Genomic DNA, 16,219 nt, shown 5'->3' with positions numbered 1-16,219 from the left:
TTATATTTAGATCTAAGGAGATTTTTTATGTCAGAAACAAAAGGTACCTCAGCTATTACTTCCCGGACGGCAAAGACGAGGTTTCATTCCATAGGTAGTAAACTTTTAATTTTTACCGTTATACTGCTTTTAATACAATATCTGATAATCGGATATAAGGATTGGCGAAGCCTTAGAAAATTTTCTGAAAAACAAATAAAGATGATGGCGGATCTAAAACATTCGGCCTTCAACCATGAGTTAAATACTTATGAGATTATGGGGAAAATAATATTGGATAATATCTCAAAAGATGATAAAATAATCAAAGCCTTTGCCGAAAGAGACAGAGAAACTCTTACCGAACTTACATTACCCCTTTTTGATAAAATGAAAAAGAATTATAAAGCTAAACAATTCCATTTTCATATACCGCCTGCAATTTCATTTTTGCGCGTTCAAAATCCTAAAAAATTCGATGATGATCTTTCAGGATTTAGAAAAACAATTTTGCAAGCAAATTCCGAAAAAAAAGAAATACACGGTCTTGAAGTAGGAGTAAGCGATTTGGGTTTTAGAGTAGTAAAACCTCTTTTTGATCAAAACAATAAACACATAGGTTCGGTAGAATATGGGGGCGATGTTAACAGCGACTTTATACAAAATTTTCTTAAGAGCTGTTCTCAGGAAGTATTGGAAGGCGGTTTAAATATAAGCATATGTGCCCGCACTTTAGACAATACTTATAAAATAATGGGCTCCAATTTTGAAAATGATAATTCCGAAGACTCTGCTGCGCTTATGGAAGAATTAGGAAACAAAGAGAATCTTATCAAAATTAATGGAACCAACGCAGCGGCTTATTATCCTATGTATGATTTTTCAGGAAATATAATAGGATACTCAAAATTTGTATATTCTATTGAAGCAATTCAAAAAAGTCAAACAAACTTTTTTGTAAAGACAACAGCTGTTTTAGTTTTTATATTTATCCTATTTGTTTTGACAATTATAATTTTTACAAAATTTATTATCATACGTCCTGTTAATAAAGTTATCGACTCTCTTAAAAGCATTTCGGAAGGAGACTTACGGGTTGCTCTTCCTGCAACGGGTAACAATGAAATTGGAAAGCTGACAGGATATTTTGCCGACACGATTGCAAAAATAAGCTATATGATAAAAGCGGTTTTAATGAATTCACAAGAAATGAGCGAGGTCGGTGAGGCCCTTGCAAACAACATAGCAGAAAGAGTAAGTGCAATACATCAAATCACCCAGAATATAGAATCAGTAAAGGCCCAAACAGAAAATCAGAGCTCCAGTGTAACCGAAACATCTGCAACAATCGAACAGGTTATCAGCAGGCTTGGAGAATTGGACAGCGATATTGAAGTACAGGCTTCAAGCATTGAGCAGTCCTCTGCAGCGGTTGAACAAATGACGGCAAATATCGCTTCGGTCACAAAAAACCTTGAAAAAAATAATACCCTAATTAAAACGGTATATGAACAGACAAAAAACGGTAAGGACGGAGCAAAGTCGGCAAATGATGTCGTTGCTCAAATAGCATCTCTTTCTGCATCTCTTCTTGAAACGAGTGAGATTATTCAAAATATTGCAAGTCAGACAAATCTTTTGGCTATGAATGCAGCAATTGAGGCGGCCCATGCAGGCGAGAGCGGAAAAGGCTTTGCCGTTGTAGCCGACGAAATCAGAAAGCTTTCAGAGGAATCAAATATGCAGGGCAAGCAGATAGGCGAAGTTATGAAAAAATCTACCCAGATTATCGAAAAACTTTCAGTCGTAGGAGATGCTGCCGAAAAATCTTTTATTACCGTTTACGAATTGGTAAATCAAATTTCAGAGCAAGAGGAGCTTATAGTAGCGGCTATGAAAGAACAAGAAAACGGAAGCAATGAAGTTTTACAGGCGATAAAAAATATAACTACAATAACAGACGAAGTAAAGACCAGATCTATTGAAATGCTTTCCGGAGGTATTAAGGTTTCGGAAGAAATGCAAAAACTTGATATGCTTACCAAAAATATTAACAACAGTATGAATGAAATGTCGGCAGCCGCTTCCGAGATAAATGACTCAAGTAAAGAAGTAAGCGATATTTCTCAAAAAAATAAAAACAGTATCAGCCAGCTGTCGGCAGAAGTTAATAAGTTTAAGGTCTAATTAAACTTGAACAATCAAAGCACCGGTTTTTCTGTCATGGAAGAATCGGTTTATTTTTTCGGTTTCAATCTTTATAAGAGAGCCGTCCACATATTCTTTAAGTTTTGACCGTGCTCCTTTTTTTTCGGTTAAGAGCAAAAAGCCTTTTTCGGAGCAAGCATAGCGGCCTATTTGACCGTCGGAAAGTTTTATTATTTCAGAACTGATACGTGCAAGGAATTCTTTTTTCTTTTCAGTCTCAACCCCTTTTTGTTTTTTTTCTCCTCTGCAATATATAAAAGAAAGACTTGCTCTGGTTTTTTCAAGCCTTGCAGCTTCAGAAAGCTCAACAAGTTTTGGAGGAGCATCATCGGCATAAAAATAAAAATGACACCACTTACCGGAAGCTACCGGATATTTCACATCTCTCGGTTCAGTTATTTTTTTTCCGGGGATTGGACAGATTCCCATATGAGGGCAAGGCGAGATAATCTCATATTTTTTTTGGATAAAGTTTTTACGCAAGGCTGAAACAAATTCCCCCGCAAGGGGTATGCCAGGTTCAATTATTAAAGCTGCACCGTCCTCTTGAAGATAATGCTGAATTGTTTTTGCAGCTCTTTCAGCTTCTCCGTCAATCTTAATTGAAGAATCCCAAAATATTTCATTGAACATATTTGCACTTACAAAAAGATCTACCTTTTCTTTTAACGGAAGACCGAAGCTGCCGTTTAATTTTGTAAGTTTCCAATTCGGTGCTTGCTCTATTCCGGCATTTTGATTTGTAAAAGCAAAAAGAGAATTAAACAAAGCCTCTCCTGCCGCCAAAGCCTTTCCTGAAATATCGGCACAATACCAATGAAGTTTTTTTGAACGCAATTCCGGTTTAGCAATCCAAAAAGCACACATAAGGGTCATAGGCCCGCAGCCGAAGTCCGCAATCGTATCTCCGTCCTTTAAATCAAAATCAAGATTGCCTATCAATTTTGAAATACGCACCAAGTTCCACCACATATAGTGGTAAATATAGGCCGTTAATTTTACGGGATTATTTAGGTAATTTACTTTTCGCGAGCCTCTTTCATTTGTAAGTTCATGGAATAAGATACGGATATCCTTTGGAACCGAGGCTGACTGTTTTGAAGAAAGTTTTAAAGCATCTTTTATAATAAGGTCAAAGGAATTTAAAAGAATCTTTGCAGCCTCATCATTTTCCTTAAAAATATTTTTTCCTGTATTTTTTGTCTTTACACTCTTTATCTGAATTTTTTGCCGATTATTTTTGTTTTCGGTATTTTTTTCTTTATTCAGATTTCCATCAAATTCTTTTTCTTTATTTTTTTGATGGTGAATTTTTATTTCGTTCTTCTTTACAAATTTTTCATAGAATGGTTTATTTTGTTCCGTCATTTTTTTCTTCCCGTATAATTCCGTAAATATTTAAAAGTTGATCCCTAAGTTCGGATATTTTAGCCGTAAGGGAACCCTGAGCGGCGCTTTGATTTATTATTTCGGCAGCCGCTCCTTCAACCGTGTATTTCTTTTTATTTATTAAATAGTCCAGCCGATAAATGATACCCACATCATGCGAGGTATAAATTCTCCTTCCGCCTAAATCTTTTTTAGGCTGCAAGATAGGAACATTTTCTTCCCAATATCTTAAAGTATGAGATTTTATCCCTGTAATTTTTTCAACTTCACCTATTGAAAAACCTTTCATTCCTAAAGCCTTTCTTCCCAGCGTTTTCGGCTTCCCTTAACCTTGAGCAAGATAGGAATCATTTCAAAACCTAAATCGCTTCTGATTTTATTTTGAATATACCTCATATAAGATTCGGTTACATAGTCGGGTCTGTTTGAAAACAACAAAAACTCAGGCGGGCGGGAACCTGTCTGCACAATGTATTTAAAGGTAAAAGCTGTTTGACGGCCTTGCGGAGGGGGTGCGGCTTGAAGCCAATCTTTTAATGCAATGTTTAGAGCCGAGGTTTCTATTTTTTTATTTAGCTGCTCGAACATTTTAATAGCCGTATTTAAAAGCTCTTTGATGCCCGTTCCTTCATTTGCCGAAATGGCGAGTACGGGGGCATAATCCATTTTGCCGAACATAACCTTTATTCTTTCTTCTTCGTCCTTAAAAGCTTTTTTTGTTTGCTCCATCAAATCCCATTTATTTAAAACAAAGATAACGCCGAGTCCGCGGTTAGTTGCCTGCACTATAATTTTTTTATCCTGTTCGGTTAAACCTTCTTGAACATCTATCAGATGAAAAACTATATCGGCATTGTCCATGCTTTTAATTGCACGCACTACTGAATAATATTCTATATCTTCGTTAACCTTTGCTTTGCGCCTTATTCCCGCCGTATCTTGAATAACGAATTTTTTATTTTTATAAGAAAATTCTCCTTCAACAATATCGCGGGTAGTGCCTGCAACATTTGAAATTATCGAAGCGGAAGAACCTGTAAGATAGTTTGCCAAAGTTGACTTTCCCGTATTGGGTTTACCGACAATCGTTATTCTTATTGTATCATCTTCTTCAAGTTCTTTTATATTGCTAAAATCAAGACCGGCTGTCAATTCTTGAGCCAAGACCGAAATATTGTCTCCGTGTTCGGCACTTATACAGGTCAAAGATTTAAAGCCGTAAGAGTAATAGTTGCAAGCCTCTGCCATGAGTCTTCCGCCCTCAGTTTTATTTACGGCAACAACCAGCTTATTAAAATATGGCCGTAAAAATTGAATAAACTCTTCGTCCTCAGCAGTTGCAAGACCTGCATCGAGAAGAAGTAAAATCCTGTCGGCTTTTTTTAGAGTGGAAATAGTTTTTTCCATAACAAGCTCATCTATAGTATCTTCTGCCTTATCACCGCTCCTCGTAAGTTTAAAGCCGCCCGTATCTACAAGCATAACGGGAAGGCCGTTTATAATTGCCTGAGCTTCAACAGGATCGCGGGTTACGCCGGGAGTCGGATCGGTAATGGAACGGCGTTTTCTTAAAAAGCGGTTAAACAATGTAGACTTACCGACATTGGGGCGGCCTACGATAGCTATCAAAGGAATATTTTGGTATTTTTTTTGATGAGAAAATTCCGAGTTCACTGAATCTATATTTTCTTCATCAATAATTTCTTCTTTATTTTTCGGCATAATAGGGCTCCAATGTTTTTTGTACCTCTGCTTTTATTTGCGATGCGGAATTTAACTTTTTAATTTTTTCGTATAAGACTTCCGCATCCTTGACTTTTACGGACTGCATAAATTTTTGCATTTTTAAAATTTTTCCGGCAGGCATACTGAAATGTCTCAAACCCATTCCCAAAAGCAAAAAGGCAGCATCTTCATGCGAGGCCATTTCTCCGCACATTGAAACCAAATGGCCTTCCTGCTCTTTTATAAACTTTTGTGCATCGATAACATTTTTGATAAGACGCAAAACGGCCGGTTCAAAATAATTTGCAAGATAAGCAACCTTTGTGTTTTCTCTGTCTGCCGCCATCGTGTATTGAATAAGATCATTTGTTCCGATAGAAAAGAAATCCAAATACGGAGCATAGAGATCGGCTGCTACAGCCGCCGAGGGTACTTCAACCATAATTCCGACATTAACCTCTTCAATTATTTTTTTACCGGCAGCATTACATTCAAGTTTACATTCTTCAATTATTTTTTTAACTTCGATAATCTCTTCAACGTTTGAAATCATCGGAATTAAAAGAAAAACGTTTCCGAATACTCCTGCCCGTAAGATAGCATTGATTTGAGTTTTAAAAATTTCTTTTCTTTCTATGCAATAGCGGACAGCCCTCCAGCCGAGCAAGGGATTTTTTTCACGCAAATTTTCCTGCTCATCAATCATCTTGTCGGCACCCACATCGAAGGTTCGGATAACTACAGGCTTTTTGCCCATAGCTTCGACAACTTTTTTATAGGCTTCAAACTGAGTATCTTCATCCGGAATTTTACCGTCCTCTAAAAATAAAAACTCGGAGCGGAAGAGGCCTATACCGTTTGATACTGTAACGAATTTATTTTCAATTTCTTCAGGGAAGGCAATATTCGCATTTACCGAAACTTTAATTCCATCCTTTGTTGTAATTGAAAGACGTTCCGTATAATTTTTTTGAGCTTCTAAAAGTTCCTTAATTTCAGCATTTCTTTTTTTTATTCGTTCCTCATACTCTTTTATAAGGGGCTTGGGAGGGTTAAATAAAACAAAGCCCCCATCCGCATCGAGAGCAGCCGGCATATTGGTTCGGGCAAAATCCATACAGTTTTTTACACCTACAAGCATGGGAATATCCCAAGCACGGGCCATAATCGAAATATGGCTGGTAACGCCGCCCTCTTCCATAATTATTCCGCTCACTCCCGCATTTTTTACCAATAGAGCTTCGGAGGGTTTTATCAGTTTAGCCGCAATAATTGCGCCCTTAGGAACCTTTGTAAATCGGGAATCCCTTGCTCCCTGTTTAAGGAGATGAACAAAAACGGATTCAAAGGCATCCTGAATATCTACAGCTCTTGCGCTAAGGTATTCATCTCCGGCTGTTTGTAACATTGCAACGGTCTCGTCCAATTTTTGTTTTAAAACAAACTCGGCATTCATCCTTGTTTTTTCGATATCGGCAAAAACGGAATCCAAAAAAGCCGTATCCGAGAGCATGAGAATGTGGGTGGATATAATATCTTCTCCGGTTTTGCCGTTTTCATTTTTTTCCGCATCAGATGATGAAGAAATTAATTCCGAAAGTTCGGTTTTTGCCTTTTCCACTGCCCCTGTCAATCTTGATTTTTGCGAATCAATTTCATTTTCAGATATGGAATAAGAAGGAATCACCGTTTCGGGCTGGTCAATTATACAATACAGCGGTCCGGCGGCTAAACCGTCGGAGGCTATGAGTCCGTTAAGTTTTTTCATACTATATTCATTATAGTAGAAAACGGGAGGATTGGCAACTATCAGGCGTACAAAGAAATTCGGATAAAACTAAAGGTTCTTTTTTGTTTCTTCAATATAACTATGTATTTGCTGAATATCTTTGTCTATTTGTTGTCTTACTTCAGCAAGTCCCCCTTCAAATTTACGAATACCTCTAATGTAAACCAATAATTCAAGAAAAACTTTTTGCCCATATATATCACGGTCAAAATTCAATAAAAAAGTTTCAATAGTTGGAATTGGAATATTATCATCCGATGGCCGTAAACCTATATTTGTCATTCCAAAATGATTTTGGCCTTGAAAATGGCTTATTGATCCATAGACCCCGTGGGGCGGAAAAAGTTTATTCGGTGCAACTGAGAGGTTTGCCGTAGGCATACCGAATTTATGTCCGGCCCCCTTTCCGTGAACTACAGTACCATGTAGAAGGTAAGGAGCACCAAGCATTGAGGATACCTTAGAAAAATCACCTTCTTGAATTGTTTGTTTGATAACATCGGAACTAACTTCAATCCCGCCGATACATTCCATTGGAACAGTTTCGACAATAAAACCGTATTTTTTTCCAATTGGACGAAAGTGATTTACGTCTATCTTATCAGACCCAAACAAGGCATTCTCTCCGGCTACAACGGTTTTTGCATTTAGCATCTTATTCAACACATCATGTGCAAAAGATTCAGCCGTCATATTTTTAATTAGGTCTTCAGATAGAGAGAACATAGTATCCAGTTTACTGTTTTGTAATAAATAGGACTTTTCTTCTTCAGTATAAATAACAGAACCGGCATTATTAAACAAGCTAATTAATACAGGCTTTAGATTCTCGCATTTACAAAGTTTATTAATAACAGCCTTGTGTCCAATATGGAGTCCATCAAAAAAACCGATGGCAACACAGCTTGCTCCATTAGTGATAGGTTGTAACTTATCCGTAATTTTCATTATTTCCTCCTACAAAAAACAGACAAATCTCTGTCAAAGAAGCAGCGGAAAACCGCTGCTTCAAATTTAAGGCTTAATCGACCTTATTTTGTTTCATCATTATAAACATAATAATTCCGCCGATAGCATATAAAATAACCGTGAATAACCACATATATACACTGCCATTAAAAATAGACGGAATATAACAAACTAATATTAGAATAATCGTCAATGCTGAAACAATATTTCCTCCGGGAGCTGCATAATTACCTTCTACATGGGGTAGTTTTTTTCGAGAGGCTATTAAAGAAAAACACACAATAACTATAGTGATTGCTGCCGAAATTGATCCCAGATTTATCAATAACTCTGTAATGCTTGGAAAACAACTTAGGACAATTGTACATGCTGACAAGGTAAGACAGGCTGTGGATGGAACCCCATTTTTATTGACTTTACCGAAAAATGCCGGCAGCATTTTTGCATTTGCCATTGAACATACGGCACGGGCATTTAAGAACCCGACAACAAGCATGGTCGTCAATAAGGCAAGCGTGGCCGAAATAGAAATCAGTTTTGAGAGCCATGGGAACATATTAAGAGATGTAAAAGCCGCAGCAAACATAGGTATAAATCTCATACCGGGATTCTTAATTAAAAATTCTGCGGTAATATTTCCCATAGTCCCTAAAATCATAAGCTGATACAAGAGAACAACAAGAATAAGAGAAATAGCCAATGATTTAGGAACAGTTCGATTCGGATTCTCTACTTCTCCAACCATGAAGGCGATAGCCACTACAGAGCCATACCCAACCATAGCATTAGGAATAGCTTGAATAAAACCGGCTACTCCTTTAGCACCTTGTGTAAAAAATGGAACCATGTTTTGAGGATTCCATTTACCGGCAAACAGAGCAATGCTTGCAAAAATAAGCATGGTTATCACAAGTAAAGCTACCAACACATTATTGTACTTTCCTGCACTTGTAATTTTTATTAAGTTAAGAGCCGTACATATAACAATAGAAATAATTGCCAATGGAATTCTAAATCCGGCTAGAGCTTGAAAACCGACGGATAAGTATACAGATACATAAATAGCAGCAAAAGCTACTGCAATTATATTCGCAATAATATAGCCCCAAGCAGAAATAAATCCCCATACTTTTCCTTCCCGCTCATTTTTACCCATTGCTTTTGCAGGAAATACAAATACACCTCCCGATTTAGGATATCGAATTGATAGTTCAGCAACCTGAATCCCATACAAGCCTAAAATCAAGGCAGCAACAAACCATGTAATCAGAGCTGCAGGACCCGCATAATACATAGTCATTCCGGAAAGAGAAAAAATAGCGCTTCCGATACAGCCTCCAACAAGAATAGTTACACATGAGCCTAAACCCAATTTTTCATTTTCTTTTATTTTCATATAAACCTCCATAAAAATAAAATTTTTAATCTGTAATAATTACACGAAATGTACCCGGAACAATAGCCGCTTCAAAAGCCTTTTGAGCTTCTTCAAAAGGAAATTTTTTAGCTATCAGGGGTTTGCAATTAATAATACCTGAAGACAATAATCTATTTGCGGTATAAAAGTTTTTTTCATCGGGACTGATTGCTCCGGTTAAAACAATTTCACTTCCATGCAGCATTTGGGGACTAACAAGAGTGGGAGAATCAGGATGCATTGAACTGTATTGGATCATTCTGCCGCATTTACCGGTCATTGCTATTGCTTGAGGAACAACTTCAGGTATCGGTGTTGTATTAAATACGGCATCCGCTCCCCGTCCATTTGTTACACCCTGTACAAATGTAACAGGGTCATTCTCCAAGGGATTAAAGACTATGTCCGCTCCCAACTGTTCTCCTAATTTACGTCTTTCCGGATCAACTTCGCTTAAAATAACCCTGCACCCGCGGCATTTAGCCAACATTATATGATATTGCCCCATGATGCCGCCTCCTATTACAACAACATCTTCGCTCAGTTGGAGATTTGCTCTTTCTATACTGTGAACACAGCAAGCTAAGGGTTCTGTAAGACAAGCTTCCTCGTAGCTGAGTCTGTCCGAAAAAGGGAAAAGATCGGAAGTATTGACAATGATGTAATCACATAAACCGCCGGGGCCTACCAATAAATTTTCTCTTACAGGTTTTTTTTGTGCGCGCTCGCATAAATTATTATGTCCGCTATGACAGTAATGGCACTCACCGCAATTATAAAGCAAGCGGACAGCCACCCTATCTCCTACAGCCCATTTTTTTGTATTTACCCCATCGCCGAAGGAAACTATTTCACCTGAAACCTCATGGCCGCCGGTACAAGGCAGAGGCATATGAATTTCACCTCGGAAAATCCGCTGCTCCAAAGTACAAAGAGCAACTGCGTGCACTTTGATAAGTACCTCGCCTCTTCTAAGATCAGGCGTATTCAGTTCTAAGATTTCTATTTTATGCGAGCCTGTAACTGCGGCAGTTCTAATTTTTATTGACATACCATATCCTCCTATTTAAGTATGGAAAGAGCTTGAGCAACGGAAGCATTGTCATGTATCACAGCCGATATTGCTTCACAAAAACGGGCAATATTGGGATTACGGTATATATTCCGTCCCATAATTATGCCTTTTGCTCCTGCGTCCAATGCAGACTTAATATCCAAAAAGATCTCTTCTTCGGATTTTGCCTTACTTCCTCCAAGCACCAAAATAGGTGCAAAGCAGCTTTCGGTAACTCCAATAAAATCATCCTTACCTACAAATTCTGTTTTGATAAAGTCGGCCCCAAGTTCTGCTCCTTGGCGGCAAGCGAACTTTATATTGTCAACTGAACGAGTATCAACTCCTTCGTGTTTTTCAAACCCAAACGGAAGCATTTCAGCTCCTATGGGCAGCCCTAATCGTTCTCCATCGGCACAAAGTTTTGCAAGGTATTTGAGAGTATGCTCATTATCAGTAGAGCCCGGATAGCCCATACATAACATAGCATCTGCTCCAACCCTTACAGCGTCTTCTGCCGAATACAATAAATCAAGCCGTTCCATCGGCTTCCGTAATGAAGAAATGCCTCCATCAGCCCTCATGATAAGACCGGTGTTTCCAAACTCTTTTTGGAAATTTTTTATCATACCATAAGTCGTCAAAAAAGCATCAGCACCTCCGGCCACAGCTTCCCGTATAACATGGCCGGCATCATGCAAATCCGGAGACGGCATCATTGCAGCATGGTCTAACGCAAGCACAAAAGCCTTTCCGTCACTTCGAAAAATATTGTTCATTCTTCGCTTCATAAGCTCTCCTTTCATCTTAAAGATGAATTTGAATAAAATATATAGTATCAGTAAGCCTCAGCAAATATTTTGCTGTAGCCGCACTGATTTCCGCCTAGATAAAGATGTGTTGTATTTTCCAAAACCAATTCGTTTTTTGATGGAGGAAAAAAGCCTCCGGATTCCTTATTAAGCCGGAATGTATCTCCTCCTACAACACGCTTAACTTGCTTGAGATATACAGGCTTTTCAATAGAACCTCCTGTACAAACTGCATCCGCTTCAGGGAAGTGATCAACAAGCAAAACACCTTCAGTTCCGTCTTTTCCTCCGAATTCAAAAGTAATTGTCGAAGCCCTTATTCCATGGTTTTCTGCTGTTTGAATAGTAAGCATCCCGTCTACACAGGCATTTCCGCCGCCTTCCCAAGCCATCACCAATCCATCCGCCTCAAGCATTTGCGCAAGTTTAATACAATGGCTTGCACATCTTTGTTTATGCCAGTTGCTTGGGTTATGACTTCGACATAGAATAACACCTTTAAACCATAATTCCTTACCATGACGGCGGTATAAGTCCAACAAAATAGGATGATTGACATGCAAGTATGTCGGTACCTTAAAGGCAGGCCATACATAATTTCCGCTTACTATACATCCGTCAAGCATCTCATTAGGATGCAGGATAGTGGGCACAATATCATCAATAGGCAACCCATATAAAAAAGTATCGGCATATGGCCCCTGATTTTGGCATTGCCATACCAAAACAACATTTGGAAGGGAGTCATTATTTTGTAAAGTTTGAAATGTTTCGGTACGGTCAGGTTTAAGAGTTCGAGTAAGCTCTGCAAGATATGTAGATATTTTTATAGCTATCAGGCGGATATCATTGTCATATTCCATTGCAGATTTTCCCTCATTTAAATCATATACTATCACTAGGTTATGCGTTTCGGAAAATGGGGTATATTGAGCATACTCACCGATTATTTCAATTATAGCATCACGAGGATACAACAAACCGCTTGATGCATTAGTCTCATCCCATGGAAGAGCAGCACTCTCCATAACAGAAAAACCTGAAAAGATATTTGTTATACCTCGGCCTACAGTAAAAGGATTTCCAAAAAAGCCGGAATATTGCTGTCCCTCGCCTTTAAGTTTTACCATAGATGCAAGAGTATCCAACACATGAATTATACGGGCGTCTTCGCCGGGATGGGTAATCTCCAATCTAAACCCTTTAACGGCATTAAATAAATCTCGGGTAATTTCTTTCAATTCATTTTCACAAACCGTTAAAACTCCATTGGAGAATGAACATTTATCCCCAAACTTAACATCTTTAACATCAAAATACTGACGTGTTAAAATCATATCATCCATATTTAACCCTCCTTACCATGATCTACAGTAAAAATCGTAGGTGATAAGACTTCTGTCTGCAAGGCTTCTAAAGCTTTATCAATAATTTTACGTCTATATGCCGTTTCACGTTCAAGAGGCAGCAGAGGATCACCGGCAGGAGCGGTAAAGCCTCCGCCAAAAACAATTCGGTTTGCTCCGACACTTTCGGATATGGAAGTAAAGGCGTTTATATGTACATTCGGGATACCCGCACGATCCAATTCTTTGCAAATCGTTGCACCGCAACGAGTACAGGTTCCTCACGTACTGGTTAAAATTACAGCTCCTACATGTTCTTCTTTAAGTTTATTTGCCCACGCTTTACCCATGGACTCACTAATCGCCACATTTGTACCTACACCGCATGTAGTTCCAAAGTAAGGATATACTCCTCCAATAATACCTTCTGCTTCACATTGTCTTAAAGCATCTAAAGGAATTAACCTATGAGGATCCGCACTTGCTGCAGTGGTATCATATCCTCCATGAATGGATTCATACACTCCTTGCGGCAAAGTTTTTCGATTAGAAATATCATAAACTTTAAAGTCTTCAGCAAAGGCTTGTTTAAGTTTATCAGGGTTCCCAATAGGAACTAATCCGCCTGTAGTAAATAAGGCTATAGTTGTTTTGTTCATTTCACGAATAGGCGGAGCAGGAGGAACTCTCTCAAAGCCCCGTAGAGGAACTTCAGTTTGATAGGGTCTGCCGTTTAACTTATCCAATAACATATCTACCACTCTTTGGGCACCTGTTTTTTGATTGTATTCATTATAACGGTGCCCTGTCGGTAAATATCCTTCAATACGGGCAGGTCCTATTTTTTCTCTTTTAGCAAGTTTTAAAGCCAGCTTTGCTAAGTTCTCTAATGTTTTGTGCATTCCCGCGGCAGTCTCAGTGCTGCTTATTATATAATTATTTTTAACATATATTTTTACGGCAGGATTTTCATGCCACATAGCCGTAACAGACGGAATGTTCAGACGGTGCCGAGCATAGTCGCATATTTTAGCACAAGCCATACCGTATCTTCCGGCGTTAAATGCCGGGCCTGCAATTAAAACATCCGGTTTTTCTTCTTCTACAATCTTTTTTAACTGTCTACAGACTTCTTCAAAGTTATTATCAACATTTATATAATTATCTCCGCAACAAATAACTTTTGTCACAATCATCTCTCCCTGCCATAAATCTTCTAAACCTATAGCAGGCCCTTTTTTTTCTTTTAAAACAATAAAACCGGATTCTGCCGATGATTCACCGCCTATACCGGCATAAAATTGATTTATATAATGAATAGCCTTATATATCATCTATAACTCTCCTATCACTTTATTATTTTTTTTCAGGCAAAATTTGCTGTCCGTAAGGAGGGCTTGATACTATCACCAAAGTAGCAGGTTGTTCCTCAGTGTAAATTAAGTGCTCAACGTCAGCATCAAAAATAATACAATCACCTTGTTCAATTTTAAATTTCTCGGCTTCAACCATCACACAAACACAGCCGTCTAAAACTAAAATCATTTCTTGTCCCTTACCATGCTTGTGAATGTTTCGTTCAGACGGTTCGTTAGGCGGCAAATATGCATAGCTAACCTGTAAATGGGTATAACTTTCCGGAGTAATAACTTTATATGCAATGTTATCGTAGGTATTGACATTGCTGTACAAGTCCTTTTTGCGGAACACTCTTGGTACAGGGCCGCTTGGAGTAAGAAAAGAAACAAGATTAACCTTAAAATAATTTGCAAGTTTTTGTAAATTTGTGATGGAAACGGAATACTTATCATTCTCTAACCCTGAAAGGTAAGAATAACTCATGCCGAGATCTTTTGCCATTTGTTGTAACGAAATACTGCGCACTTTTCTAAGGGCACGAATTTTAGAACCGATGGAAATATTCACCGATTCTTTTTGTTTAATATCTTCTCCCATAATATCTGCCTTTTAATAGTGTTATCAAATAGGGGGTAACACATTATCAATAGTTTCAACGAATACGGTTTTTGAAATCATATATTTATGTATTCCTGCTATCCCTATACCGCTTTCTTTCCATCCGGTGCCGGGTGATTCAATCATACCTTTACTGAAGTAATTGTTTATATAAATCTGCCCGCTATTTATTCTGTCTGCCACACGAATTGCTCTCTTTATATCTTTTGTAAATACGCCTCCGGCTAGACCATACTTAGTTGCATTCGCCAAAGCAATAGCTTCTTCTTCCGTATCAAAAGGTGTAACACAAGCAACCGGCCCAAAGATTTCATTTTGGAATATATCCATTTCAGGTGTAACATCTGCAAAAATAGTCGGAGGAATAAAATTTCCCTTCTTTAAGAGAGCTTCCGAATATGGGTTTCCGCCGCAAACGAGTCTTGCATTTTGTTTTTTTCCTTTTTCAATGTATCCCCATACCGTATCGGCATGTTCTCGGGATATTAGGGTATTCATAGTTGCAGACGGATCAAAACCGTCTCCAGGCTTTAATTTAGAAGCAACATCGGCCATTGCTTTTATAAAAGGTTCATATATACGGCGTTGTACTAAAATTCTTGTACCTGATACACATATCTGCCCCGCATGATTTGTAAAACCATAAACAGCAAAACGAGCAGCTTGATCAATATCAACATCTTCAAAAAAAATGTTAGGGCTTTTGCCGCCCAGTTCCAGAGCAATATCTTTTACTAATTTTGCAGAATGAGTAATTATCTCGCGGCCTGTTTCTACCCCGCCCGTCATAGATACCATATCCACAAGCTCACTCTCGACAAGACAGTTTCCTACTTCAGCGCCTGAGCCGGTTACAACATTAACAACACCGGGAGGAAAGCCGGCTTCTTCATAAACACTTGCCATAAGAATCATTGACAACACACCCCAACTTGGAGGCTTAATTATAACGGTATTGCCTGCTGCCAAAATTGCATTTACTTTTTGACATCCCATAAGAAATGGCCCGTTCCATGGAAGAATTTCTCCTACTACTCCGCAAGGGTTCCATGTTACATAATTAAGAGTCCCATATTCACTCGGCACCACCTTACCATCCAAACACCTGGCCTTTCCTGCAAAAAATTCAAAGGAATCAACGGCCATTGGAACTTCCCAATAGCGGCATGCATTATAATTTTTACCGCATTCAAGTGTTTCAATAACTGCAAATTCTTCAGCACGCCTTTCAAGAATTTGGGCAGCCTTTAATAATAATTTACTACGATCCTTTGCAGACATTTTTCTGTATGGGCCTTCATCAAAGGCTTTTCTTGCCGCAGCAATTGCTTTTTCGCAATCAGTTTTTGTACCCCGATAGGCTTTAGCAAAAGGCAAGTTATCGGCAGGGTTAATTACATCAACAATAGTACCATCCTCAGAAGGAGTATACTTACCATCAATAAAAAGCTGATAGGGTTCTTTCTTAACATATTTTAAGAATTCCATTTTAATCTCCTTTTTTTAATAAGTTTTATTTTTTTCTATTACATACTGTTAATAGAACATTCTATT

At 38.3% G+C, this 16,219-nt stretch carries 13 protein-coding genes; 1 reads left to right on the top strand and 12 read right to left on the bottom strand.

Translation table 11 applies throughout. The features are described from left to right. Positions 1-27: 27 nt before the first annotated feature. Entirely contained in the window at positions 28-2,166 is a 2,139-nt protein-coding gene (locus tag E4N74_RS00265) for a methyl-accepting chemotaxis protein (RefSeq protein ID WP_255818197.1), read from the top strand. Here the strand turns inward: E4N74_RS00265 and E4N74_RS00260 are convergent, their stop codons facing one another. The 12 genes from E4N74_RS00260 to E4N74_RS00205 all read right to left on the bottom strand — a co-directional run bounded on the left by E4N74_RS00260 (position 2,167) and on the right by E4N74_RS00205 (position 16,153). Further along, positions 2,167-3,555 carry a small ribosomal subunit Rsm22 family protein gene (locus E4N74_RS00260; protein WP_044978546.1) on the bottom strand — a complete coding sequence of 463 codons (1,389 nt, stop codon included), beginning with the start codon at positions 3,553-3,555 and terminating at the stop codon, positions 2,167-2,169. Further along, on the bottom strand, positions 3,539-3,865 hold the full coding sequence (locus E4N74_RS00255; RefSeq protein WP_255805741.1) for a MerR family transcriptional regulator: 327 nt from the start codon (positions 3,863-3,865) through the stop codon (positions 3,539-3,541). Before E4N74_RS00255 ends, E4N74_RS00260 begins: the two co-directional genes overlap by 17 nt. A 2-nt stretch (positions 3,866-3,867) precedes the next feature. Then, positions 3,868-5,298, bottom strand: coding sequence for a ribosome biogenesis GTPase Der (der, locus tag E4N74_RS00250; protein WP_255818196.1), 1,431 nt, complete (start codon positions 5,296-5,298; stop codon positions 3,868-3,870). Continuing rightward, on the bottom strand, positions 5,285-7,069 hold the full coding sequence (gene ptsP / locus E4N74_RS00245; protein ID WP_255805739.1) for a phosphoenolpyruvate--protein phosphotransferase: 1,785 nt from the start codon (positions 7,067-7,069) through the stop codon (positions 5,285-5,287). Before ptsP ends, der begins: the two co-directional genes overlap by 14 nt. A 69-nt stretch (positions 7,070-7,138) precedes the next feature. Beyond that, positions 7,139-8,038 carry a riboflavin kinase gene (locus tag E4N74_RS00240; protein WP_255818189.1) on the bottom strand — a complete coding sequence of 300 codons (900 nt, stop codon included), beginning with the start codon at positions 8,036-8,038 and terminating at the stop codon, positions 7,139-7,141. Between the two features lie 73 nt (positions 8,039-8,111). Then, entirely contained in the window at positions 8,112-9,455 is a 1,344-nt protein-coding gene (locus E4N74_RS00235) for an APC family permease (RefSeq protein ID WP_255818187.1), read from the bottom strand. A gap of 25 nt (positions 9,456-9,480) precedes the next feature. After that, positions 9,481-10,527 (bottom strand): zinc-dependent alcohol dehydrogenase, encoded by a 1,047-nt coding sequence (locus tag E4N74_RS00230; protein ID WP_044978540.1) that lies wholly within the window; start codon positions 10,525-10,527, stop codon positions 9,481-9,483. Positions 10,528-10,538: 11 nt separating this feature from the next. Then, positions 10,539-11,321: a class I fructose-bisphosphate aldolase gene (locus E4N74_RS00225; protein ID WP_255805734.1), complete on the bottom strand. Its 783-nt coding sequence runs from the start codon at positions 11,319-11,321 to the stop codon at positions 10,539-10,541. Positions 11,322-11,368: 47 nt separating this feature from the next. Beyond that, entirely contained in the window at positions 11,369-12,688 is a 1,320-nt protein-coding gene (locus tag E4N74_RS00220) for a glycine/sarcosine/betaine reductase component B subunit (RefSeq protein WP_255818184.1), read from the bottom strand. A gap of 2 nt (positions 12,689-12,690) precedes the next feature. Then, complete coding sequence (locus E4N74_RS00215; protein WP_144242249.1) at positions 12,691-14,022, bottom strand: glycine/betaine/sarcosine/D-proline family reductase selenoprotein B; 1,332 nt, start codon at positions 14,020-14,022, stop codon at positions 12,691-12,693. A gap of 22 nt (positions 14,023-14,044) precedes the next feature. Further along, positions 14,045-14,644 (bottom strand): helix-turn-helix domain-containing protein, encoded by a 600-nt coding sequence (locus E4N74_RS00210; protein ID WP_044978535.1) that lies wholly within the window; start codon positions 14,642-14,644, stop codon positions 14,045-14,047. Between the two features lie 24 nt (positions 14,645-14,668). Next, positions 14,669-16,153 carry an aldehyde dehydrogenase family protein gene (locus E4N74_RS00205; protein ID WP_044978534.1) on the bottom strand — a complete coding sequence of 495 codons (1,485 nt, stop codon included), beginning with the start codon at positions 16,151-16,153 and terminating at the stop codon, positions 14,669-14,671. Positions 16,154-16,219: the final 66 nt, after the last annotated feature.

This window comes from Treponema putidum, assembly GCF_024401155.1.
GTDB classification, from domain to species: Bacteria; Spirochaetota; Spirochaetia; order Treponematales; family Treponemataceae; genus Treponema_B; species Treponema_B putidum.
This window is presented reverse-complemented; position numbering and strand designations above follow the sequence as displayed.